Below are 25,543 nucleotides of genomic sequence, written 5' to 3'. Positions count from 1 at the left end.
AAGGCTTTATTTATGTGCTTTGTCGTTCTACGATATTTAATTTTAATACGTCATGATTACTTTCAAACGTTGTATCTTCAAGCAATGCCAATAAATAGTGAATTAATTGCTTACCAATGTCATTAACTGGTTGATTCACTGTCGATAAAGGAATCTTCAATAAACTAGAAATGGGTTGGTTATCATATCCCATAATCGCGATTTGATTAGGAATATCAATATGATGCTCAGTTAAAAAATGAATTAACCCTAATGCGACTTCATCACTGCCAGTAAATATAGCATCTGGCAACATGTCTTGTTCTAGCAATGTTTCCCCTATGCGTTCACCGTCTTCAATCGTATGCACATTATTAAAAATCCACTCTCGTCTAATGTCTAAACCATTGTCTTTCATTGCCTCTCTAAACCCAATATTTCTAGGCTTATTGAAACAATGATCATAGTAATGATTATCTGTACAATACGCTATATGACGATAGCCTTTATTAATTAAGTATTGAATGGCATCATATGTCGTTTGACGTTGATTAGTATGTATGATTTTCACTTTATCTGACTGAGTTGATTGATCCGCCGATAATACGATAGGACCATATTGCGTATACGGTTCTAAAACCTCTATATCATTTTCAAGCGTACCCATAATCACGCCAGCGATGTGCTTTTGTTTAAGCATATTTAATAACCGTAATTCTTCATCTTTATGATTATATGTCTGCATGATTAACGTATGATATGGCGTATCTTTAATTTCTTTGTCAATTGTATCTATTAAGTATGCGAAATACGGATTCGTAATTCTAGGTACAATAATACCAATCGTATAAGACTTGTTAGAGCGCAATTGCATCGCGATTGAATTTGGAACATAATCCAGTTCATCCATCGCTTGTTGGATTTTAATTTTCTTTTCCTCAGAAATATAGGGATGATGGTTCATATACCTTGAAACCGTCGATATGGATAATCCCGCTCTCTGAGCTACATCTTTAATTGTCGCCATAGTACCCACCTTTAATGAAACCGTTTTCATTATTTATGATAGGTTGTCGCTACATTTTTGTCAATCACTCAAGTTAGATATTCAACAGTAAATAGGGTGTGGAACAGGATTCTTTTAAAATTCGTCGTCCACTCCCAGCTTGCTTTGCTTGTAGAATTTCTTTATGAAATTCTCTCTGCTGGGGCCCCACTCCCAGCTTGCTTTGCTTGTAGAATTTCTTAGTGAAATTCTCTTTGCTTGGGCCCCGCCCACCTCCGCAAGAATGATTAGAACCGAGAAATGCTTGATTTAAGCGATATCTCAGTTCAGTCAGCTACTGTGAATTGGCAAAGTAGCATGATTATATTGTTTATGTCTCAGTCTCGAAGACAGCATTTTATTGGCACCATCTTCGTATAATGATGAAATCATTTGGGTTCCCTATTTATGCTTCCACTAACCATTCAATTGTACGTTTAATCGCTTTATCCCAGAAGGCATAATCGTGTTCACCTGGGCTTTCTTCGTATTGATAGTCTATCCCTTTATCATCCAAGTAGGCCATAAATTGTTGGTTGTCTTCGTATAAGAAATCTTCTGTCCCACATTGAATGAATAACTCAGGTAGAGTTAAGCCTTTGTCAACGGCTTCATCAACTAAATGATATGTATCGAGTTCAGTCCCTTTGATATTGGTATCTTCCCCAGTAATCGCTTTAGGTGCGAAATCAGTATAATCAAGTTCCATTAGTCCTTGTGCTTGAAAGACTGCAGATAATGGTGATGCTTTAGCGAATAGCTCACCTTGTGTTAATGCAAATTTCATCGTGCCATACCCACCCATTGAATGTCCTGCAATAAAATTGTCTTCACGCCGTGTCGATAATGGCAGTAACTTATGCGCATAGTGATACACTTCCAATATGTGGTCATAATAACTATGACCGTACGCCATATTCGCATAACCACTATGATCTGCATTTGGCATAATAATGGCTAATCGATGTTCATCTGCATATCGCTCAATACTTGTGAAACGTGTATACGATGTTGCATCACTTGATAATCCATGTAGTAGCATCAATGTTTGATACGATTTCGGCGATGGTGTATCGTCGAAGAAACTCGCGTCTTCTGGAATGATTGCTACAAACGATTGTTGCATACCTAAAGCTGGTGAGAAGTAATTGATTGTCATGAGTGCCATATTCATTATCATCCCTTCTAATAATAAATCATTATATCCATTTTACACTTTTTTCGACAAAGGTGTCACCAAAGCGCGACTCCTTCAGTCATCTCGCCAAGTTACTTTGCATTTCTATATCATTTCATATAAGAATGCTTAAAAAAATAAGGCACCTTTCGCATCATCTAACTTAATGAACGAGGTGCCTTATGTATCCAGGAACTTTATATCCCGGACTCAAAGTAGCAATTGTGTTTATATCGGTTTTGGTAGTTTAATATAAACGTTCTTTTATATAAAGGGGTCTTTGTGTCTTATTGTATTACTTTATAATCATCCAATTTTTGCCATTTTTTATTAATTTTTTCTCTTCTTTTAATTCATGTACAATATGGCCTGTTGTTTCACGTGAAATACCTGCTAAATCACTTAGTAGTTGAATGGTCATGATATGATTAATTTCGTAAAATTCATCATGATCGTATCCTATTGCATGACATAAATAATATAGTACTTTCTCAATACGTTCTCTCGCCAATTTTGTAGTTAATGCCATATTGTATTCCATTAGAAGTTCAAGTTCGTTATTTAACTTTTCGAACAGTGTAACAAATATGTCGTCATGATTTTTACAAAGATATTCCAACATATCTTTAGGTATGCCTATTACATTACATGGTGTAATAGCTGTACACATCTCGTTTAATTCCATTTTCCGAAAGAGATGATTTAACGGAAATAATACCTGCGATTTATTCAGCTTACGATAAGCGTCTCCATCTTCATTTATTGTTTCACGCAAAACAATCCCGTCTAGTAACAAATACACATATGTAGGTTGATCAGATGAATAATATATGATTTGTCCTTTATTGTAATGTCGTATGAAACACTCACTCTTGAATGCTTGAATGACACCTGTTGGAATATTTAAGTAAGACGCTAATTGTTTGAGTCCTTCACTTAAATCATTATCTCTGTTGTTGATAAATGTCTTTCCAGCCATTGAGATACACTCCTAAACCTTTTAAAACTTTTTATTAGAATACTGAAACGCTACCCATCGCTAAGCGAATAATACCTATTATTGCAAGTATGATGATGACTGCAAATAAGATATAATCACCTTTCGTTAACGGTTTATGATTATTACGTTGTACGAAACGATAAACAAATAGACCAGGGATATAGAGCAACATGGTTAATAACAAGTAATCAATACCTGCAGCGTACACAAGCCATATCGCATAGATAGATGCAATGATACCGATTGTCCATTGTTTCACTGTAGCGTGTCCTTTATGTTCAATTGTATATTTCAATTGATAAAAGGCACTAAACATATACGGAATTAAAATCGCGCTTGATGCAAGTGAAAATGCAAATTGATATGCACTATCTGTAAATAACATGCTGACTAAGAATATTTGTACTAAAATATTTGTAATTAATAATGCATTAATAGGTGCTTTATTTTTATTTTCTTTAGCAAACCATTTCGGGAACAAGCCATCTTTGGCCACTATGAATGGTAGCTCACCAGCTAATAACGTCCAACCAAGCCATGCACCTAAAACAGAAATGATTAAACCAATGTTAACGAGAACTGAACCCCAATGACCAACGATATGTTCTAAAACTTGTGCCATAGATGGACTTGCAAGATCAGCAATTTGATTTTGTTGAATGACACCTTGTGCTAAGACGGTCATTAAGAAATAAATAACGAGGACTGAAACAAGTCCAATAACGGTAGCAGTACCTACGTCTTTTTTCGATTTAGCACGACCTGAGAATACCACTGCACCTTCAATACCAGTGAACACCCATACGGTTACAAGCATTGTACTCTTCACTTGAGACATTGTATCGCCCCAACTAAATACACCTGTACCTCCACTTGTCATGCCATAGAATCCTGCTTTGAATGTATCGAAATTAAATACTACAATCATACAAATAATAACTAAGAATATAGGAATTAACTTTGCAACAGTTACAATACTATTGATGAAAGCTGCGGTTTCAACACCTCTAAGTATTAAGAAGTGCACACCCCATAGCAAGAAAGAAGCGACGATAATACTTGGTAGTGTATTACCACCTTTGAAGATTGGGAAGAAGTTACCTACCGCTGACATCAATAATGTTGCATAGGCTACGTTACCTAGAAAAGCAGCAAACCAATAGCCCCAAGCACTTGAGAAACCAATAAAGTCACCAAATCCAGCTTGTGCATAACTGTAAATACCGCCTTCTAAGTCCGGTCTTACATTAGTGAGATTTTGGAAAACAAATGCGAGTGAAATCATTCCAATTGCAGTGATGATCCAACCAATCATAATGGCTAAACCACCGGCTTGACCACCCATATCAGAAATGATGTTGAACGCACCGCCACCAATCATAGAACCAATAACTAAACCAATGAGTGACGTTTTACCAAGTTTGTTTGTGTCTGATTCATTCATAATTCATTTCCCCTTCTAAGGAGGATTACTTTTAAATTAAGGGCTTGAAGCATCGTTATTCAATTGATTGGCAATTTGCTTCAAACCCTTCTCCTTGTGTTATATTGCTACATCACTTTCTCAGCGATGTATTTTCAAAATAAGTCCTTATAGTTGCTCGAAATACTTTAAATGTCTTCTCTAAATAATGGTTGGCTCATACATCTTGGGCCCCCACGTCCACGAACAAGCTCACTACCTGTGATTTCAAGTACTTTAATACCTTTGTCACGAAGTAATTGGTTTGATACGTAGTTTCGGTCGTAAGTAACAACTACACCTGGGCGGATACATAATGTATTTGAACCATCATTCCATTGTTCACGTGCACCGTCGATAACATCACCGTTACCTGTTGGAATAAACTCGATTTTTTCAACACCAAGTACATCTGCAAGTGTTTCACGTAATTTATTAGAATGTGTGATTTTAATGTCGTCTTTGGCTTCATCGTATTCAATTGTAAATAAATTCATATTATTTTCTTCTTTGAAAATTGCTGAATGTACTGTGAATTTATCGTAGTCAATCATTGTGAATACGGTATCTAAATGCATGAATGTACGGCTATTTGGAATTTCAATCGCAATCACTTTTTTGAATGTTGTAGATTCATCTTTGAATATATTACGTGCTAAGCGTTCAATCGCTTGTGCTGATGTACGCTCTGAAATACCAATGGCTAAAGCATCTTTAGAAAGAATTAACTCATCGCCACCTTCGATGTTAAATGGTGAATTTCTGTCTAACCATACCGGTACATCTGCATCTTTAAATCTTGGGTGGTATTTTAGAATGTATGTCATAAATAGAGATTCTCTACGACGTGCTCTCCAATACATTCTGTTGATTGTCATACCTCTACCTACTGATGCTTGAGGGTCACGTGTAAAGTAAAGGTTAGGCATTGGGTCTAAATAGAATGGATATCTATCATCCATATATTCAACGAGATGTGTTGTTTTAAGTTCAATTTCTTCTTTTCTTACACCAGCCATAATTTTGTCGATTAATTCTTGGTCAGATAATGTCGCAAAGAATGTTTTAATTTCAGCTTCATGTCCTAAGACTGTTTTTTGAGATTCTGCAAGAATATCATCAATAAATTGTTCACGCACATCTTTATCTGCAATGGCTTCAGCTGCTAGTTTTTCTAGATAAACAACTTCTACACCTTCATCACGAAGTGTTTGTGCAAATTTGTCGTGTTCTTCTTGTGCCACTTTTAAATAAGGAATATCATCGAATAGCAAGCCACTTAAGTGATCTGGTACTAAATTTTCTAGTTCTTTACCAGGTCGTTTGAGTAATACTGTTTTCAATCTGCCGATTTCACTGTTTACTTGGATAGGTCCTTGAGTCATATTCATTTCCTCCTTTATTTATCTACAACTAGAGTATAAAGCGCTTTCAGATTTCATTATGTGATTGTTTTCACATTCTAAATGTGTGTTAATTCATGCTTTTTGGTTATTCAATGCATATTTTTGATTGAATATACAATAATGTTAGGTAATTAGTGATTATTATGTATATTTCATTCATGTTGACATGCTGATATCTAACCGAAAAAGTTTTTTATGCATCATTCTGTATTTATAAACACTTATCATTTTTACGTTTAACACGATGAACGCTCAAGATGTGAACATTATATTTTAAGCGTTTCACACACTATTATAGATAACATCAAAACGTAAATCCACATTATATTTTATGCATTAATTTGAATATTTATGATTAAACAGTTTATAGTGAACATATTTTGCCATTTCCTCTGAATTTGTAAGTACCATTAATGTGTCATTGCCCCCCACTGTTCCAAGGATTTCTGCAATATTCATGCGATCAATAAAATAATTTATACCTTGTGCAAATCCAGGAGAGGTTTTGATTAGTATGTAACTATCTTTGATGATGATACTTTGAATTTCATTATCGTAATAATGAAGTAGTTTCGTTTTAGCATCCATTTGTTGTGTATTATCTAACTTTTTATAATACGATTGGTTACTTACTGCTGGGACTTTAAATATCTTTAATTCTTTTAAATCTCTTGAAATTGTAGTGATGCTATAACGTACGCCAAAATGTGTATCAATATAATCTGCAATCTCTTCTTTTTTATTAAAGCGATTATTCTTAACTACCGTTTCGATGAGATCTAGACGTTTACTCTTTTTCATATTATAAACTCCTCTACCCCTATACAGCATAAAGCTGTATGTATTCTTACCTTTAACGTATCATCTTTTCGTATATCGTGGTGTTGGCTATTTCATGAATTTTGCTATCATTTTTATTTATTTTCACAAAAAAACTCCAAAAGTGAGCATTATTACTCAACTTTCGGAGTGTCACCATTATGCTATTTCGTTTCTTTCATTGCTTGTTTCACGGTACTATAGCCCATTACTACACGATCCACTTTACCTTTTTCTACATCAAACCAAACTGTCATTCCCTTTGTATTGGGTTGGTAGTAGTAAATGCCCGTTGTATTATGTTTATGATTATCAATTTTTTGTAAGTCTTTACCATAAACTTTATTTAATTGGTCTAATGATAATTGCCCAGTCACCTTTAAATCAAGTAATGATGCTGTTTTACCGTCTTTAGATACATTTCTGAAATATTGATCATATTTTTTAACATTTTTAGTCGATGATGTTGACTTTAATTTAACACCATTAAATGTGACATTCTCAGCTTTTACTGCATTTTTAAAATATTTGTCTAATACAAAAGATACGTCTTGACCCGCATACCCTTTATAATTGTAATAGGCAGATGTCGCATTGGCTTGAGTAGTCGTTGTGTTTGACATCGTTTTAGATTCGGCATGTGCGATAGATGTTTCCGTTAATGTACCGGTAACACCTACACCTAATAATGTACTTAATGCCAAGGTTGCAGTGACGAATGTTTGCGTTGATTTTCTCAAATGAATAGCCTTCTTTCTTTATAACTAAACATATCATACGCTATTCAAAGTGGTTATACAATTTTTATTCTTTGATAAGGAAAGCGCATTTGTGCTTAATCTGTGAATGTTATAAATTATACAAAATTAAATTTCACAAATCGTTAAATAATGTTTTTATATAAATTATGTTATACTAAATGTAGGAGTAACATCCCCATTAACTCCTTCACAAAAAGTTATATTATGTAATGACTATAGCCATAAGTTTACTTCCCCTTTGTTAAACTTATGGCTCTTTTATATAGTCTTTTTTACTTTTCCGCCATAAATATAAAATTCATTTATATTGTAAAAAACCTCTTCCAAAGTACGAACATATGTTCTATAATGATGTTGAGGTGGTTAACATGATTCCAAATCCTAATGCGCCAGATGAATATAAATATGAAACAGATTATCGTAAAATACCAAGACAATATTTAGACGCTAATATTCCTCAAGGACGTGGCATGGTGAAGTGGGCGCCATTTGCGACAATGCCAGAACAATATCAACGGTTGAATGATTTTATTGAGGAACAGAATAAAATTGCCATGCCTTCTTTATCAGATGATCAATTTGAAATGATTAATCGTCAGCTGACTTACAAGTTCACACAGCATCAACTGGCGATGATTAGTTATTGGAGAAATGGTTATATTCAATCCATTGCAGCCTATATACGTCGGATTGATTCATTGAATCGATGCATCACCATTAGTAATGAGAATGGCTCACAAACAATGAAACTCGACTTTGCGGTTATTTGTAATGTGGAGTAAGTGTGGTACGCAATGAGTGATGCTTATCACTGAACCAGGTATTGCGTTTTAGCTAAATTGAAATAAAGGGAGTAGAACCACATTCCTTTCGACTGTGTTGTTCCACTCCCAAATCTAAAGTTATTTACTTGTTGTAAAGCCTGCATAACTAATATCTACTTCTACAACTTTGCCTTCATTAAGTACGAATGATGCCGCTAAACCATTTTTATTAGGTTTGTATACGTAAATACCGCTACCTTTGGCATTTTTGTTACCTTTTACTTTTTTCAAATCTTTACCATATGCTTTTTTAAGTTGATTATACGTTAAATCACCTTTGACTATAAATTGTAACTTATTCGCTTTTTTACCGTCGCTCGTTACACCAGTAAATTTCTGATTATACTTCTCTTTAACTGTTGTACTGTTCGTTTTAGCAAGTTTAATACCGTTAAATTTAATGTTGTCATGCTTAATTGCGTTAATAAAGTTTTTATCTGTTAAGAATTTAGCATCTTTATCAACGTAACCATTATAAGCGTAATAATACCCTTTCGTTTGAGTTGCTGCATGGGCAGTATCTTGTACTGGTAGTACTGCGCTACTCACTCCTAAAAGTGTTCCAAATGCTAATGTTGTTGAGGCAATAGTTTTAACTACTTTATTCATGTTAGTCCTTCTTTCTATATTAGAATTACACTTCACTTATATTATCGCACAATACATACAAACATTCACTGTACTTAAGACCTATTTATCAAAATTTTAGTAAACAAAATTTAATATTATAAAGTTGTGTTAATACTATCTATTTTATGAAGTTTTATTATAATAAGATAAAGAAATGAATTAAGGACGGAGGACACACTTTGAAAAAAGTATTGGCAGGTATCATCATTTTATTACTTATTGTTGCTTTAGGCTTTTCAATATTTTTTGCAGCAACTGGTACTAAACATTCAAATTCGAGCGATGACCATAAAACTGAAAAACATGATAAAAAAGACAAAAAAGATAAAACAAGTGAAACACAAACTGAATCACAATCTAATGCGTCTGATAATGGGGAAAATGCACAATCAGAGCCAGCGTCAAACAATAATGTAAATACTCAACAAAATGATTCGACACAACCAAATAACTCTGCAACACAATCATCTAAAACAAAAGAAAACAGTTCTAGACAAAATAGTTCAGAAAGTGCTACTTCAGAGAAAAAGACGAAAGAAACACAAACAACACAACAACCAAGTACACAACCATCGACACAACAACCGGCAACCTCTCAACCGAACACTCAGAACAAAACAACAACTCAAAGTAGTTCAACACAAAGTTCAAGTAGTTCAGCTAAAGCAAATAATTCTAATGGTACAAACCAATAAAATTTGAGTGAGCTAACGCTAAATAGATGTTACCAAAACATCCGGGGCATAAAGTTCCAGGATAAGTAAATAAAGAAGGGAGTGGGACGACGAATTCAAAAAGAATTCTCTCCCACTCCCTATTTTGCTAGGAATTTTGTCCCAGTCGCTTCCTACTATCTAAATATCATTTTTGCGTCTATTCAGTAACTTTACTTTCATCTACACGTTTAGAAATTTTACGCATTACTGGATCTAACACTGGTTTGACTAAGATACCTAGAATAAAGAATCCTAATCCGAATAGTGCTAGGATAAGCATTTTTGTGATTAATATTTCCGGTACAATGCCACCTACTGTTTCACGTAATGAATCTATCACATACGTGAACGGTAAATATGGTGAAATGGTTTGGAAGAATTTAGGTGCTGTAACGACTGGGAAAGTACCCCCACCACCGGCAATTTGTAGTACTAATAAAATAATTGCGATTGCTTTACCTGGGTTACCAAGTAATGATACGCATGTATACACTATTGTGTTAAAGACAATCGCACCACATAATGCAACTAAGATAAATAGTATCGGTGATTCAACTTGTGCTTTCAAAATCACTAAGTCCCCAATGGTTACAATCAGTGTTTGAATGATTCCCATCATGATAAAGAATGCACCTTTACCTAAATAAATTTGACGTTTCGTCAATTCGTCTCTCAATGATTCATGTTTATTATCTACAGACAATAAACTTACTAATAGCAAGGCACCTACCCATATAGATAATGAGGTATAGAATGGTGTCATACCTGAACCATAATCTTTAACTGGGAAGACATCCACTTGTTTTTTATGAATTGGATTGGCGATCACATTAGCTTGTTTCTTCAAGTCATTCTTCAACGCATCAATGACTTTATCAACCGCATCGTCTTCGTCTAATTTCTTGAAGATTTTATTCGCTTTGTCTAAATCTTTTTCAATATCAGGCAAACGATTTTCAGAGAAATTCGCTAAGTTAGCTAATGCCTCTTTCGCACGTGGTTGATTTTGATTTAATAAATCAACTGCATTGTCATACTTATTAAACAATGTTGGTAAATTCGCATTTACAGTTGCTGTCGCATTAGCAAGTTGTTGCTCTAACTCAGGTAAATCATTACGAACAAAGTCTGCTGCATTCGCTACGTCTGCTTTTACAGTCGGGAAGTAGTTCTGTGCCGTTTGCATCGCATTAATATATGTTTGTTCTAAAGCCGGCAATTCGCTTTGAATATTAGCAATGCGATTTTGCCCATCCGCTACAATATCTTGACCCGCAATGATAACACGATTAATTGTATTTAATTTAGATTGAACGTCTGATAGCGTATTCTGACCTTTATTTAATTCTTGCGTAATTTGATTAGATACGACTAACAAACGATTGTTTAAGTCATTTTTAATAAAGTCACGGTAGTTACCTAACGCTTTATTTAAATCTGGTAATGAACGTAATACATTAACCGCTTCTGCTTTTCCTGAACTGCCATTTTTCAAGGCATCAATAAGTTGATTCGTTGAACGCAATGTATCACTGATGCGATTATTTGCACTTTCTACTTGTTTAATTTGTGATGATAAATCGACATGTTCTCTTTTTTCTAATTCCTTTAATACGTCGATCAGTTGTTGGTTATTTTTCGAGCTGTTTTCAAGACGTGTTTTTAAATTTCGTAACATCTCATTAAATTCAGTTGGTCGATTAGAACCGATGACGCCATAGGATATCGTTTTCAAGGCATTGATGTCTGACTGTGTCGCTTTCGCTTGAGTATCAGAATGACTAGAAAGTGTGAGTAACGCTTCTGCAAGCGCACTGTTCATCGACTTCACGTCTTTGTCTGACACAATTTGATTATCGTTGACAGTGTCTTGGCTACTATCCGTACTCAACTTCTGAATATCATAGTGTGGCAATCCCGATGTACTTTGTTGACGCAAGCTGTTATTAGCTTGATTATTTACCTCTTGTGCACGATTGGCCGCTTCTTGGTAATCACCTACACGTTGCTGCGCAGCTGTAAGATATCCTTGTGCATCGTTCAGACGTGAATGTGCTAAATCAAGCCCTTCACTAGCAATATCTACACCTCTATTAATTTTAGGGAACTGTGCTGGTATATCATTAGAAGCTACATTTAGCAATTTCTCAATATTTGGCATATATTCATTAAGTGCTAAGATGAGTTTTGCTTTCTCGTTTAATGATGGTATGGCCGCATTCACATCATTCAGTTTTTGTTGTGCATCTAAAACATCACCTTTATAATTACCTAGCGCACGAAATTGATTAGCATATTTATCAAGCTCATCTTGATGATCATTCAAATATTCAATACGATCTGCAATTTTATTAATTTCTGGTAATGAATTATGTGCTGCATAAACTGCATTTTTAATCTTATTAATTGTAGGCACTTCATCTTCCAGTTGAATACCTACTTTATTCGCTTCTTGTAGTAACGCTTTCGTCACTGTCTCATTGAATTGTTTGTTTGCTTCGTCAACAATGACCGTTGAACCTGTATCTGTCATTTTCGGTGCAACCGCATTAATTTTCTGATTAACTTTATATTCAATATCTGCTTTTTGCGGTTTCTTTCTCAATGTCCCAGTAATTTGATGTGAGAATTCTTTCGGTATGTATATGCCGGCATAGTATTTCCCCATTTTGATTTCATGGTCTGCCTTTTCCCGGCTAACGAATTGCCAATCAAATTTATCATTCTTTTTAAGATTGTTCTCAAGCGTATTACCCACGTTAATGTTCTTACCGCGAACTTTGTCGCCTCGGTCCTCGTTCACAACAGCGACTTTGATATGACCTGTATGACTATATGGATCCCACATGGCCCATAAGTTAAACCACGCATAAAAAGATGGTAATATTGCCAGACCAGCTAGTATGACCCAAACTGCTGGCGTCTTAGCCACACGTTTCAAGTCCGTTTTAAATAGTTTTAGTGCGTTTTTCATTTTCACACTCCTAAAAATGAAATATTAAGATTTTATCTCAAAATGATTTTAAGCATTGTTTTTTTCTTTATAGAGTTAGTATAATACTTTTATTGAGTAAAGCAGAAATTAGTTGATAGTGGTCAACTAAAAACCATAATAAGTATTATATCAAATTCTGATATATTCGCATACCACTATAATTTATTTGATAGGAGGCAAAGCGCGTCATGTCGAAGCATAAATTTATCATCTATTTTTTAACTACAACGCTAGTATTACCAACATTTACAACTAGCATTGCCCATGCTGAAGACACACAAGCAAATGCTAAGACACAAGCATCCACTACATCAAAAGAAGCAACTTATGATACTGAAGATGTAGATGATAACCATACGAATGAAACGACTGAATCAAATGACAAACAATCAGATAGTCCCTCTTCAGAGACACCAACTAAAGAAGCGTCAAAGAAACATAATAATAAAGAACAAAATAAATCTACACATACGTCATCAGAAAGAAGGGATGACGATAACAAAAACGTATCTCGTAGTCATCAAACGCGTGATGAAGACAAACAGGACACTTACCGTACACCCCTTTCTCCTATTTTTGACGAAGCACAATCTAGCGGCTTGTTTTCATCTAACTTTTTAAATCCTGATTTATATCAAAATGGATTTAGTTTAACCAATTTAATTGCATCACTATTCCATTTCGACAGTGATATTTCAGATTATGAGCAACCCGCAAGTTCTAGTGAATCAACAGATGACGACCATATCACAGATGAACACGATGCCGACACAGCTCATCGTGAGCATCAAGATGTGAAGCAAAACGATGAACAAGCTAATCAAACAGACCATTCAACACAACAAGATGACACGGCGACGAACCAGCAATCAACAGCTAATCAAAATAAAGATGATGCGAGCGTGAGCAAAGCATTAGATGCTATTGATGATTTCGTTTCTGATACCACAGATGATCATCAAGCAAGTCATGATGTAGCTAACACTGACCGTCAACACGAATCTACTACGGATGATGCAAGTACTCGTACTAATGATGACGCTAATCATGCCTCATCTTCTGATAGTAAGTCTTTAACTGAATCCGCTTTAGATTCTGTACTGGATCAATACAGTGAAGATGCTAAAAAGACGCATCACAATTTTGAATCATCTAAAAAAGATAACATATCAGACACGTCTAAAGATGAACAAGATAATGATGATACGACGACATCTAATAATCCACAATTACCAACTAAAGACGAACTTGAACATAAGACAGCACCCGCACAATCGTTTGAAGATGACTTTAAACAAAGCAACACACGTTCAACTAGTCTCTTCCAAACCTTACCTCAATTTAATGGTAATGAAGTAACTGACGGAGACATAGCAGTAGTTGAAAATAAAGATACACGTGACTTTATTAAATCTATTGCTAAAGATGCACATCAAATTGGTCAAGACAAAGATATTTATGCCTCAGTTATGATTGCACAGGCTATTCTTGAGTCAAGTTCAGGTAATAGTGCTTTAGCACAAGCGCCAAATTATAATTTATTTGGAATTAAGGGGAGTTATAAAGGACAATCTGTTAACTTTAATACTTTAGAAGCTGGCAGTGATCAAAGTATGTTTAGTATTAATGCCGGTTTCCGAAAATACCCAAATACGAAGGCATCATTGGAAGATTATGCTGATTTAATTAAACATGGTATTGATGGTAATGCCACAATCTATAAATCTACCTGGAAGAGTGAAGCTATAGATTATCGTGATGCAACACAACATTTGAGTCGTACATATGCTACGGATCCGAACTATGCTACTAAATTGAACAGTTTAATCAAGCACTATCACTTAACAGATTTTGATAAGAAAACAATGCCTGATTTAGATCAATATGCTAAACAAACATCGAGTGGCAAAGATACTTCAGGTCGTGGATTTAAATCATTCGAAGTAACGGATGCGTCTTCACCATATCCTCAAGGTCAATGTACTTGGTATGTATACGAACGTGTTCAACAATTTGGTAAGCAAGTCAGTGGTGACTGGGGCGATGCACATCATTGGGATAATCGCGCAGAACGTGATAACTATGATGTCAGTCAAACACCTTCAACTCATAGTGCCGTTGTCTTTGAAGCAGGACAAGCTGGCGCCCATGACGTATATGGTCATGTGGCTTTCGTTGAAAAAGTAAACAGTGATGGCTCAATCGTCATTTCAGAATCTAACGTTAAAGGTTTAGGCATCGTGTCATATCGCACTATTGATGCAAACACAGCTAAAACCTTACATTACATTGAACCAAAATAACATTGCAATGGATGGAGTAAATAAACTGTTACACAAAAAAGGTGGTGCACCCTACCCGGGTGAACCACCTTTTTAATTCATTTATTAAGAGTAAATTAATACTTGAGTGATTAGCATGCCACCACCAAAGATGAATACGAAGGCAACGACTGGCCATACGAATTTCAACCAATGAGAGTACTTCATGTCTAACATTTGTAATGTTGCCATAATCAATCCTGTTGGTGCTAAGAAGAGCATTGCATATTGACCAAATTGATATGCTGTAACAATTACAAATCTAGGAATTCCTACTGTATCAGCAAGTGGTGCAAAGATTGGCATTGCGAGTACTGCTAATCCAGAAGATGATGGAATAATGAAACCTAGGAAGAAGAAGATAATCAACAATATTACAATGAAGATTGGTCCACTTACACCCTGTACAAGTGATGAACTGAAGTTCAAGATTGTATCTGAGATTAAGCCATCATTCATAATCATATTGATACCACGTGCTAAGCCAATGATAAGTGATACCCCTACCAAGCTTGATGCCCCTTCAACAAATGCATCGACGACGACTTTCTCGCCGAGTCCATCTTTACCTAATGCAACCATTAGCATGATTACAATCGTAAATGCTAGGAACATTGAGGCCATGATTGGGAACCACCAACCTTGTGTCATAACGCCCCACACCATGATTGGGAATGGTAGAATGAATAAAATTAAAATGATTTTTTTGCGTAATGTAAATGGTTTTTCAGCACCATCATCGTTAATAACTGACCATTGTTTTTCGAATTTAGCTTTATCTTCATAAGTATATGATGCTTTTGGATCTTTTTTGATTTTTTTAGAGTACCAATATAAATAACCTACTGTGAATATTGTAGCTACGATTAAGCCCGCGATTCTCCAGTATAAACCGTCAACGAATGTTGTACCCGCTGCATTTGATGCGATAACAACTGAGAATGGGTTAACAGTTGAGAATGTACTACCCACAGAACTCGCAAGGAAGATTGCCCCAACACATATAATTGAGTCATATCCCATTGCAATAAAGATTGGAACAAGTATTGGATAAAATGCTACCGCTTCTTCTTCAATACCACAAAGCGTACCGCCTAATACCATTAATACAGATACCATGAATACAAGTAAGAATTCATGACCTTTTGTTTTTTTAGTCAGTGCTAAGAGTCCTGATTCGAATGAACCACTCTTTTGTACAACACCAATAAGTCCACCTAATACGAGAATAAATACCATTACGTCTACGGCTTCAATCGTACCGTTGACCATACTTGATGTAATTTGGTCTGGTCCAGCAGGATTTTGATCTAATCGTTCATATGTTCCAGGAATTGAGATAGGTTTATTGATGGCACCTGATTTAAATTGGTCTACATCAATTTTTACACCTAATTTATCTAATTGCTCTTGTGTTCCAGGGACTGTTTTTGATTTATTATGCGCATCAACAATTTTGAATTCTTGCGCACCGCCATCATATGATAACTTAGAATAAGCACCAGCTGGTATGATCCACGTTGCCATAACCGCAATTACAGTTAAAATAAATAAAATTGTAAATGCGCCGGGCATCTTAAGCGAGAATCGTTTTTTCCGTCCTTTGCTTGTGCTGTTAGTTACGTCATTAGTATGTGTCATGCGTTTCAACCCCTTCAAGTATTTTTTATCTATGAAAATGCTTACACATTCAAAACTTATACTTTATTGAAATATGTCAAATAAGTGACTTTGTGAAAAAATTATCAATTTCTTTTTCCACTATTAGTGTATGTCTAATGCAATTTACAATCAATATGAATATATATAAAAGTGTAAATATTTTAGATAAATTCATAATTATTTCACACAACTTTACCAAGAATTTCTCGAAATTCGCTTGCTATTTTTGGTAAATTGTGCAAACGCTTTCTTTTTCTAATCCTCGTTTCCTAATTGAAATGCGCAAGTCAGAGTCAACATTCCTCATGGCTCTATTAAATTCGTTTATACTCATAAAAAAACTGAGAAAAGCTTACTATAAGCATTTTCTCAGTTTAGCTTGTGCTACATTACGTGTGCAATGTAACTTACAATATAAGTTTATATTTATTGTTTTGTGTGTTGTCGTTTGCGGCGACCTAACCAAATCAATGTACCACCCGCTACCACTAATAGCATGGTTATCGGTAACCATGATTTCTTAACTACTTCCCCGGTATTAGGTAAAGATAAATTACCATCATCATCAAATAAGCCACTTAAAAAGCCATCATCGTTTCCTAAATGTCCTAAAGATAACCCTTGTACTGGATTAGGAATGTCTTCAATACTATCTAAAAGATGACCACCTGAATTAAGGCCATTTAATAGACTGCCACCAGTTAATCCATCTAATACATGAGACCCTTGGTTAAGAAGGTTTGAGTTAGATGTAGTATGATTTGAAGTACCATTAATACGATCAAGTAGTGATAGTCTTTGTGTAATCGGTGCTAAGATATAATTTAAATTCTTTTTGGCATTGTCGAGTTGATTTTGTAGTTGAAGTAAATCGCTCGTAGTACCATTTAACGCATTCTTCACTAAATCTAACGTGTTTGCTTTACCTGTTTGTGCTCTAGCAATGATATCTGCCAATGCTTTTGCTTGTGACTGATTTAACTTTGTCGCTAACAACGTTTCAATCGTTTGTTTACGGTCTGATGATTTTTCGAGAACATCTTTAAGAATATCATCTGCAGTCACTGTTCGTTGTGCATTGATTTCTTGTTTCACTTTATTGACTAATTCTGAATTAGACAGTTGTGCTTTAGCAAGTCGTTTCGCAATTTGTGATGCCTCACTATTGCCTAAACGCGTTGAAAGTAATGTTTTAATTAACGCTTCTTTATCTGGCGCTTGGTCGAACATGGATGCTAAGATGTCATCGCTTGTCGTCGTTTTCAAACGATCTAGCTGTTTCATCACTTGGTCTGTAATTTGCTTATCTGATTGACCTTTAGTGTTAATCTCTTTGGCTATATGTTGTGCCTCATTTTTACTAAAGACACTTCCGATGATTTGGTCAACTGTTGCTCGTTTATCTTTCGATTGTTCTAGGCGATCAAGAATTGTATCTCGATTTGCTTTAACATCTTGTCGAACATTTGTTATATCATTTTCAACATTTTGTTTCTGTTTAGTTGTCAAATTTTGGTTTTGTTTTACTTGTTGTTCGAGTTGTCTTAATTGCTCAAGTTTACGATTACTATATCGTTCAGTTGTATTGTCTTGTGCACCTTCTACTTTTGAAATAGCTTGGTCAATTTTTTGAGTAGCTGATAACTTATCATTCAATGCGTTAAGTGCATCACTTTCTGAATGATTCGTGTTTGCGTGATGATTTGTGACATCCTCTTTATCCATTTGTTTAACATCATTTAAAACACGTCCATCTGAATGGGATTGTGCCGTATTCTCTGAAGAAGATGGTGCTGATTGGGTATCTTGCGTCGTAGATTCTACATCTCTTTCAGTATCTTCCACTGATGTATGCTGATTGTCTTTGACTGATTCGACATCATTTTTCAGATCGTCTAATTTATCTAAGACGGACGTATCATCACTTTCTTTTTCTAAATGGTTTGAATCTCCAGACGTTGATGGTTGATCACTACTTAACTGTTCATGATCATTAACTGTTTCTTCTGACTCCAAATCATCATTTTGTTGATGAGTATCAACCTTTTCAGATAAAGTATTTAAATCTGTGATGATTTTATCTAATTCATCTAATTGATTTTCTTCATTTACTGACGAATGTTTAGACATTGAATGTGCGTCGTTCGTTGAAGGTATTTCGTTGTGATCCGCTTCTTCAGTACTTTCTTCATCAGATATACGATTTTCTGCTTGTGCATCCCTTACAATTTGATCTATTTCAGATTGGTTACGTGCATCTTCAATATCTTGTTTATAGCTTTTAATTTCGTTCGTTTTTAAGTGTTTTAAACGATCAATTTTCGTCTTCGCTTTATCTATCGCTAGATCAAGTTGGCCTTGAACCGTTTTCACTTCACTTGAAGTGTTGTTAGCATGGTCATTTGATTGCGCAAAGCTATCCTTTGTAAATCCATAGCCTACGAATGTTCCACTCATTAACAATACTGAACATGACACTTTTAAGTACGAACTGAATTTAGAATGTTGTTTATGCTTATCCACGCATGTCACCCTTTTTTATTAATATTCCACTACATTATATAACATTTATTTTAAAACTTATACTTCTGTTTATTGAAATCTAATACAAGCTTTCCTTTTTTGACTAATCGCAAATGTTTATAATTTAATACTTTTCGTGTTAATGCTACTCATATCTGTGACCTTAACAGAATATTGATACGCATTCGTTAAATCTATAAGCGATAAGAATTTATTATGACCTGCACCTGTATCAATATCTAATATATTTTTCTTTTGATATAACTCATCATTTTTAAGACCATAGCGATAATTAGGGATATGACCATGGATCAAGTATTTATTTTTAGGGATGTTTCTATTTAAATTGTGATTATAATGCCCGTTGTGTATTCTTTGATTTGTTTATTTAAAGGCTTTGACGTATCAATGCCAGCATGCGCAAATATGTACTCATCGATAACCTCAATCGTAGACAATTCTCTTAAAAACTTATGCCATCGTTTAATTTTTTTATCTTTACTTTCCAACCAACGCATCTCATGGTTTCCAGCTAACGCGCGCGCACCTCGACGTTTTAACCGCTTCACTAACTTTAAAGTACCAAATGAGTCAGGACCATTATTAACATAATCTCCCATTAAAACCAGTTGATCTTTTCTAGCATTAAAATTTACTGCTTTCAAAAGAGAGACAAGCGCTTTCCGATGTCCATGAATATCAGAAACCACCAGTATCCTTTCTTTCATATGCCTTCTCTCCTAACCTACTGCTAAATGCATACTAATATAAAACCACTGTTTAACTAACTTTAAACAAATTATTAACGTGTGCTCAAAATTCTTTATTTATTATAGGAAATAGTATAAACAAAATATATATTTTGGGGAATCAATTTATGAATACAAAGCAATTACACATTTTTAAACATTTCGTTGAAGCACAAAATGAAAACGCCGTCGCTGAAAAGCTCGGCATCACACAACCAACAGTAACATTTCATTTAAAGAACTTAAGTAAAGAATGCGGTTTACCACTCTATTTCAAGAAAGGTAAACATTTCAACCTGACTGAAGCTGGAGAATTACTTTATCGAAATGCGACTAAAATGATTAATTTAATTGAAGAAACCACAGATATGATGGACGATTTTAAGCAATCTAAACGAGGTACATTGAGAATTGGAGCTAGTCATGCACCGATTTATAGTATTTTGCCCTCAACCTTTAAAAACTATATGCATGAACATCCAAATATAGACATTAACTTAACGGTAGATACCGCACCAGTCATTATTGATCAAGTCAAAAATCGTAAAATTGATATTGCTGTCATAGCCGAAAAAGGCTTTAACGAAAGTGAACTACAAGTTAAACGTCTTCACGACAACCCACTCGTACTTGCTATGGATAAACGTCACCCGCTAGCTCAACATAAACAATGTACAATTGAGGATATTAATAACTATCGTTTCATTATACATAACGGTGGTTCAACTCGAGACAGTATTAATGAATGGCGAAAAAAGAACTTTATCAACTTAGATGTCCATATGGAAACAAATAGTATTAGCAGTATTCTAGCAACGATTAAAGATTCTAATTACTTAAGTTTAGTGAGTGAAAACGCCATTCGTCATCATCCTAATATTATTAGTAAACAATTGCCTAACGCCCCAACGACAAGTTATATATCACTCATTTATCGAAATGATAGACATCTGACTACAATCATTCAAGACTTTATTACGTTAATATATAACGCTAAATAACTTTCATATACCTTAGCAATCACGTTGATTAGACTTTCGTTAACGCGATTGCTTTTTTATATACGTACTATTCCGATGACGATGTTCCTTGATGACTCATTCATTCAATTTAAATACTTATAGTTTGAAAAATCAGTTTATTATTATATTTATAAAATATTAAGATAGCATAAAGTTTGTTAATAAATATTCTAAAAAACAATAACAATTTTACATTATATTAATAAATCGCTATAAAAAATTGTGTTCACATAATATAATAGATTTGAATGAAAGATATACATATTAATCAATTTGCTATTTTGTATATTATTGATTAGGAGGCAATGTTAATGCTCGTTCTTTCCATCACCTTATTACTCCTAGGTCTTATTCTAATCGGTATTAGTCGATTTGTTGCATATCAGCGTGACATTGATCTTAGAGAAAAAATTTATATTCCAGGTATTATTTTTGTATTAATTGGCGCATTACTTCTCCTGTTTGATTTAATGAAATAACCACAACTTAATACATGCACCCTATTATCTTCAGGTACACCAGCTTCAAGCGGTTACCTGTTTTTTTATTATCCCCACGAAATCATGCTATTTTCTCCAACATTTCTTCCAAAGTGTTGCATTTTCCAACGTCATATAACTTTTAATGGTACCGAACAAGGGTATAACTTGTTACATTATCAAATGTAACATTTTAAATAAGCTTAATTTGCGATGGTGATGTAACATCCTTGCTCACAATTCATCAACACACTATCTATAGGTTAAGCAAATAAAATCATAATGAAATAGGGGGAAATGTCTTGGCAAAGCTATTATATAAATTAGGAAAATTTATAGCTAAAAACAAATGGCTAAGTGTCATAGGATGGCTTGTCATTCTAGGTGTCATTATTACGCCTTTAATGATCAACTCACCTAAGTTTGATAGTGACATTACTATGAACGGCCTTAAGTCATTAGACACAAACGACAAAATCAGTAAAGAATTTCATCAGGATAGTGAAAAAGCCTCGATGAAAATTGTCTTTCATTCTAATAAGAATGATGGATTGAATAATAAAGATACGAAGAAAGATATTGAAGATGCACTAGATAACATCAGACAAAATGATGATTACATCCAAAACATCTCAAATCCATATGACACTGGACAAGTTAACGATGAAGGTGACACTGCGATTGCTAACGTAAGTTACGTCGTTCCACAAACTGGATTAAAAGATTCATCTAAACATATCATCGACAAAGAATTAAAAGATGTAACAGATAACCATAATGTTCAAATCGAGAAAACACAAGGTGGCGCTATGAATGCCGAACCTGGTGGTACATCTGAAATTGTTGGTATCGTCGTAGCATTTGTAATTTTACTTATTACTTTTGGTTCGCTGATTGCAGCGGGTATGCCAATTATTAGTGCAATCATCGGCTTAGGTTCAAGTGTTGGTATCATTGCGTTATTAACTTATATCTTTGATATTCCAAACTTCACACTTACACTAGCCGTAATGATTGGTTTAGCTGTTGGTATTGACTACTCACTCTTTATTCTATTCAGATTTAAAGAACTTAAGAAAAAAGGTGTCGATACTGTAGAAGCTATTGCAACTGCAGTTGGTACAGCAGGTAGTGCAGTCATATTTGCTGGTCTTACCGTTATGATTGCTGTTTGTGGATTATCACTCGTGGGCATTGATTTCTTAGCAGTAATGGGATTCGCTTCAGCAATTAGTGTATTATTCGCAGTATTAGCAGCATTAACATTATTACCTGCACTGATTAGTATCTTCCATAAGAGCATTAAAATTAAAGATAAACCATCTAAAAGTAAAGATCCTAAAGATCACCCTTGGGCAAAATTTATTGTAGGCAAACCAGTTATTGCAGTGATTGTGAGTTTAATTATTTTAATCTTAGCTGCGATTCCAGTCAGTGGCATGCGTTTAGGTATTCCAGATGACAGCTTAAAACCAACGGATTCATCAGAGTATAAAGCCTATAAATTGATCTCAGATAACTTTGGTGAAGGTTATAACGGACAAATCGTTATGTTAGTTAATACAAAAGATGGTGGCAGTAAAAACACTATCGAACGTGACTTAAATAATATGCGTAGCGATTTAGAAGATATCGACAATGTAGATACCGTGTCAAAAGCGCAATTGACTGACAATAACAATTACGCACTATTCACAATTATTCCTGAAAAAGGACCTAACGCTCAATCTACAGAAAATCTCGTATACGACTTACGTGATTATCACAGTCAAGCTCAAGAAAAATATGACTATAGTACAGAAATTTCAGGACAAAGCGTCATTAATATCGATATGTCCGAAAAATTAAATAACGCTATTCCAGTATTCGCTGGCGTTATTGTTGTATTAGCATTCTTCTTATTAATGATTGTATTCCGTTCAATCTTAGTTCCATTAAAAGCAGTACTAGGATTCATCCTATCATTAATGGCTACATTAGGTTTCACAACATTAGTTATTCAAAACGGCTTTATGGGTGGCTTATTCGGAATTGAAAATACAGGACCATTACTTGCATTCCTTCCAGTGATCACAATTGGCTTGTTATTCGGACTTGCCATCGACTACGAGTTATTCTTAATGACACGTGTCCATGAAGAATACAGCAAGACGGGTGATAACGACCATTCAATTCGCGTCGGTATTAAAGAGAGTGGACCTGTCATCGTAGCAGCAGCACTCATTATGTTCAGTGTGTTCATTGCATTCGTCTTCCAAGACGATAGTGCAATCAAATCAATGGGTATCGCACTTGGATTTGGTGTCTTATTCGACGCATTTGTCGTACGTATGACGTTGATTCCTGCGCTAACTAAACTGTTTGGCAAAGCTTCATGGTACCTACCTAAATGGTTAGGTTCAGTATTGCCAAATATTGATGTAGAAGGTAAAGCTTTTTCAGAAGATCAACATCAAGACGCATCTTCTGAAAAAGATCATGACAACGATAGACATGGTGAATACGCTAGCCCAGACAAACAAGATCATCGTTATCAAAATGGTAGCCGTCACGATAATCACAACTATAATGATGAAGATTATAATCGTTCTGTACATCTAGGTCATCATCACGACACCCGCACGCACCAACATCATTACTATGATAACCAATATGATGATATTGATTATGCGTCACTTTACACGCAAAATGGCGATTATAGTCAGCACGATAAATATAATGATCGTGCGCGTCGCGATCGAGACAAATACGATAGACAAGATGAAAATCGTTATAACAGTGATGAACAATACAACGATCGTCATCATGAGCACGATTCAAATTTCGACAAAACAACAAATCTTTATAAAGAATTAACTGATAGCAATGTCGATCAAGATGTATTATTTAAAGCACTTATGTTATACGCTCGTGAAAATAATAAAGGTGTTTACGATAGATATAACCGACCATCTCACCATCGTCACGATGACGAATATAGAGACTAATGATTACAAAGGAGGAAACACGTTATGTTAAAACGACGTAGTTCGAAAGTGATAGGACTACTAGCCACACTTGCCTTAGCCATAGTGCTAAGTGCTTGTGGTAATAGTGGTAGCGGTAGTGGTTCATCTGACGATAGTCAAACATCACTTGGTAATAAAGAAATCGAAATACCCTATATCGCGAGTGATAATTCCACACCACGTTCACTAGTGATAGCAGAAGTATTGAAAAAAGCAGGTTATGATGTAACGACTACACCTGTAACAGCAAGCGGTCCATTATATGCTGCTGTCTCAGAGAACACTGATTCATTCCATGCATCAGGTATCTTCCCTACTACTGATAAAAGTTATTACGATAAATTCAAAAGTAAGTTAACTATTTATGATGACAAACATTTAATTGATAACGCAAAAGTAGGCTTAGCAGTACCTAAATATGTACAAGACGTTGATTCAATTAGCGACTTAAAAGATAGTGATTTCGGTAAATCTGTAGATTGGACAATTCAAGGCACAGATGCACGTAATGGTGTGATGAAAGAAACGAAAGATGAACTTGATAGTGACAATCTTGATAAATATAGCTTGAAAGAAAGCTCTGACCAAGAACAATTCAAAAAAATCCAATCAGCTTATAAACAACAAAAACCAATTGTCTTCACAGCAATGGAACCAAGTTGGTTCTCTAAAGAATTAGACGTTAAAATGTTGAAAGATCCCGACAACATTTATGGTAATAACAATCAACATATCGATTTAGTATTTAACAAAGACTTTGAAGAAGCACATCCTGCAGCATATACAATTGCAACACGTATCGCAGATGACTGGAGTAAATCTGATGAAGAAAAATTAGCTAAACAAATCTTTGTTAATAATAAAAATCCAGAACAAGTAGCTAAAGACTACGTGGACGGCAATGATAATAAAGTGGATGAATGGTTAGACGGTATTGATACAAAATAACCTTTCACATGGGAGAA

The 25,543-nt window shown here is 34.8% G+C and carries 18 protein-coding genes and 1 pseudogene; 7 read left to right on the top strand and 12 right to left on the bottom strand.

Going from position 1 to position 25,543, the window contains the following annotated elements; all coding sequences use genetic code 11:
• Positions 1-10: 10 nt before the first annotated feature.
• The 7 genes from KA909_RS04355 to isaB (KA909_RS04325) form a co-directional block, all read right to left on the bottom strand.
• Complete coding sequence (locus KA909_RS04355) at positions 11-1,006, bottom strand: LacI family DNA-binding transcriptional regulator (protein ID WP_193838845.1); 996 nt, start codon at positions 1,004-1,006, stop codon at positions 11-13.
• A gap of 424 nt (positions 1,007-1,430) precedes the next feature.
• Complete coding sequence (locus KA909_RS04350) at positions 1,431-2,192, bottom strand: alpha/beta hydrolase (RefSeq protein WP_193839944.1); 762 nt, start codon at positions 2,190-2,192, stop codon at positions 1,431-1,433.
• 304 nt (positions 2,193-2,496) lie between these two features.
• Positions 2,497-3,180: a Crp/Fnr family transcriptional regulator gene (locus KA909_RS04345; protein WP_193838844.1), complete on the bottom strand. Its 684-nt coding sequence runs from the start codon at positions 3,178-3,180 to the stop codon at positions 2,497-2,499.
• Between the two features lie 34 nt (positions 3,181-3,214).
• Positions 3,215-4,645 (bottom strand): arginine-ornithine antiporter, encoded by a 1,431-nt coding sequence (arcD, locus tag KA909_RS04340; RefSeq protein ID WP_193838843.1) that lies wholly within the window; start codon positions 4,643-4,645, stop codon positions 3,215-3,217.
• 167 nt (positions 4,646-4,812) lie between these two features.
• Positions 4,813-6,048 carry an arginine deiminase gene (arcA, locus tag KA909_RS04335; protein WP_057504864.1) on the bottom strand — a complete coding sequence of 412 codons (1,236 nt, stop codon included), beginning with the start codon at positions 6,046-6,048 and terminating at the stop codon, positions 4,813-4,815.
• 357 nt (positions 6,049-6,405) lie between these two features.
• Positions 6,406-6,870 (bottom strand): arginine repressor, encoded by a 465-nt coding sequence (locus KA909_RS04330; RefSeq protein WP_053029001.1) that lies wholly within the window; start codon positions 6,868-6,870, stop codon positions 6,406-6,408.
• Positions 6,871-7,052: 182 nt separating this feature from the next.
• Positions 7,053-7,628, bottom strand: coding sequence for an immunodominant staphylococcal antigen IsaB family protein (gene isaB / locus KA909_RS04325; protein WP_210129988.1), 576 nt, complete (start codon positions 7,626-7,628; stop codon positions 7,053-7,055).
• Positions 7,629-8,017: 389 nt separating this feature from the next.
• Between isaB (KA909_RS04325) and KA909_RS04320 the strand changes: the two genes are divergently transcribed.
• Positions 8,018-8,431, top strand: coding sequence for a YolD-like family protein (locus tag KA909_RS04320; protein WP_075108818.1), 414 nt, complete (start codon positions 8,018-8,020; stop codon positions 8,429-8,431).
• A 120-nt stretch (positions 8,432-8,551) separates the two neighbouring features.
• Here KA909_RS04320 and isaB (KA909_RS04315) read toward each other — a convergent pair whose 3' ends face one another.
• Entirely contained in the window at positions 8,552-9,082 is a 531-nt protein-coding gene (gene isaB / locus KA909_RS04315) for an immunodominant staphylococcal antigen IsaB family protein (protein ID WP_075108817.1), read from the bottom strand.
• A gap of 200 nt (positions 9,083-9,282) precedes the next feature.
• Between isaB (KA909_RS04315) and KA909_RS04310 the strand changes: the two genes are divergently transcribed.
• Positions 9,283-9,798: a hypothetical protein gene (locus KA909_RS04310; RefSeq protein ID WP_193838840.1), complete on the top strand. Its 516-nt coding sequence runs from the start codon at positions 9,283-9,285 to the stop codon at positions 9,796-9,798.
• Between the two features lie 178 nt (positions 9,799-9,976).
• On the opposite strand, the gene KA909_RS04305 is transcribed toward KA909_RS04310, so the two are convergent.
• Positions 9,977-12,793: a YhgE/Pip domain-containing protein gene (locus KA909_RS04305; RefSeq protein WP_193838839.1), complete on the bottom strand. Its 2,817-nt coding sequence runs from the start codon at positions 12,791-12,793 to the stop codon at positions 9,977-9,979.
• Between the two features lie 209 nt (positions 12,794-13,002).
• Between KA909_RS04305 and KA909_RS04300 the strand changes: the two genes are divergently transcribed.
• Complete coding sequence (locus tag KA909_RS04300) at positions 13,003-15,117, top strand: amidase domain-containing protein (protein ID WP_193838838.1); 2,115 nt, start codon at positions 13,003-13,005, stop codon at positions 15,115-15,117.
• Positions 15,118-15,201: 84 nt separating this feature from the next.
• Here the strand turns inward: KA909_RS04300 and KA909_RS04295 are convergent, their stop codons facing one another.
• The 3 genes and pseudogenes from KA909_RS04295 to KA909_RS13705 form a co-directional block, all read right to left on the bottom strand.
• The gene (locus KA909_RS04295; protein ID WP_075109178.1) at positions 15,202-16,776 is read right to left on the bottom strand and encodes a YfcC family protein; all 1,575 of its coding nucleotides are present in this window, start codon (positions 16,774-16,776) and stop codon (positions 15,202-15,204) included.
• Between the two features lie 447 nt (positions 16,777-17,223).
• Positions 17,224-19,320, bottom strand: coding sequence for an LPXTG cell wall anchor domain-containing protein (locus tag KA909_RS04290; RefSeq protein WP_247878224.1), 2,097 nt, complete (start codon positions 19,318-19,320; stop codon positions 17,224-17,226).
• Positions 19,321-19,437: 117 nt separating this feature from the next.
• Positions 19,438-20,048, bottom strand: a pseudogene (locus tag KA909_RS13705) (metallophosphoesterase).
• Positions 20,049-20,197: 149 nt separating this feature from the next.
• Between KA909_RS13705 and KA909_RS04280 the strand changes: the two are divergent.
• From KA909_RS04280 to KA909_RS04265, 4 genes are all read left to right on the top strand, one after another.
• A complete protein-coding gene (locus tag KA909_RS04280) occupies positions 20,198-21,070 on the top strand; it encodes a LysR family transcriptional regulator (protein ID WP_193838836.1) in 873 nt (290 codons plus the stop codon).
• Between the two features lie 332 nt (positions 21,071-21,402).
• Positions 21,403-21,570 (top strand): hypothetical protein, encoded by a 168-nt coding sequence (locus KA909_RS04275; protein ID WP_193838835.1) that lies wholly within the window; start codon positions 21,403-21,405, stop codon positions 21,568-21,570.
• Positions 21,571-21,872: 302 nt separating this feature from the next.
• The gene (locus KA909_RS04270) at positions 21,873-24,557 is read left to right on the top strand and encodes an MMPL family transporter (RefSeq protein WP_210129987.1); all 2,685 of its coding nucleotides are present in this window, start codon (positions 21,873-21,875) and stop codon (positions 24,555-24,557) included.
• Between the two features lie 24 nt (positions 24,558-24,581).
• Positions 24,582-25,526: a glycine betaine ABC transporter substrate-binding protein gene (locus tag KA909_RS04265; RefSeq protein ID WP_193838833.1), complete on the top strand. Its 945-nt coding sequence runs from the start codon at positions 24,582-24,584 to the stop codon at positions 25,524-25,526.
• Positions 25,527-25,543: the final 17 nt, after the last annotated feature.

It is taken from the genome of Staphylococcus sp. GDX8P54P, from assembly GCF_017893165.1.
GTDB classification, from domain to species: domain Bacteria; phylum Bacillota; class Bacilli; order Staphylococcales; family Staphylococcaceae; genus Staphylococcus; species Staphylococcus borealis.
Note: the sequence above shows the minus strand (reverse complement) of the source record. Positions and strands in the feature narration are given on the sequence as shown.

What these genes read in the sequence shown, in the direction of transcription:
- KA909_RS04355 (WP_193838845.1), bottom strand. Translation starts at nt 1,006, where the DNA reads ATGGCGACAATTAAAGATGTAGCTCAGAGAGCGGGATTATCCATATCG.
- KA909_RS04305 (WP_193838839.1), bottom strand. Translation starts at nt 12,793, where the DNA reads ATGAAAAACGCACTAAAACTATTTAAAACGGACTTGAAACGTGTGGCT.
- arcA (WP_057504864.1), bottom strand. Translation starts at nt 6,048, where the DNA reads ATGACTCAAGGACCTATCCAAGTAAACAGTGAAATCGGCAGATTGAAA.
- KA909_RS04350 (WP_193839944.1), bottom strand. Translation starts at nt 2,192, where the DNA reads ATGGCACTCATGACAATCAATTACTTCTCACCAGCTTTAGGTATGCAA.
- KA909_RS04345 (WP_193838844.1), bottom strand. Translation starts at nt 3,180, where the DNA reads ATGGCTGGAAAGACATTTATCAACAACAGAGATAATGATTTAAGTGAA.
- KA909_RS04280 (WP_193838836.1), top strand. Translation starts at nt 20,198, where the DNA reads ATGAATACAAAGCAATTACACATTTTTAAACATTTCGTTGAAGCACAA.
- isaB (WP_075108817.1), bottom strand. Translation starts at nt 9,082, where the DNA reads ATGAATAAAGTAGTTAAAACTATTGCCTCAACAACATTAGCATTTGGA.
- KA909_RS04300 (WP_193838838.1), top strand. Translation starts at nt 13,003, where the DNA reads ATGTCGAAGCATAAATTTATCATCTATTTTTTAACTACAACGCTAGTA.
- KA909_RS04320 (WP_075108818.1), top strand. Translation starts at nt 8,018, where the DNA reads ATGATTCCAAATCCTAATGCGCCAGATGAATATAAATATGAAACAGAT.
- KA909_RS04295 (WP_075109178.1), bottom strand. Translation starts at nt 16,776, where the DNA reads ATGACACATACTAATGACGTAACTAACAGCACAAGCAAAGGACGGAAA.
- KA909_RS04265 (WP_193838833.1), top strand. Translation starts at nt 24,582, where the DNA reads ATGTTAAAACGACGTAGTTCGAAAGTGATAGGACTACTAGCCACACTT.
- KA909_RS04330 (WP_053029001.1), bottom strand. Translation starts at nt 6,870, where the DNA reads ATGAAAAAGAGTAAACGTCTAGATCTCATCGAAACGGTAGTTAAGAAT.
- KA909_RS04275 (WP_193838835.1), top strand. Translation starts at nt 21,403, where the DNA reads ATGCTCGTTCTTTCCATCACCTTATTACTCCTAGGTCTTATTCTAATC.
- arcD (WP_193838843.1), bottom strand. Translation starts at nt 4,645, where the DNA reads ATGAATGAATCAGACACAAACAAACTTGGTAAAACGTCACTCATTGGT.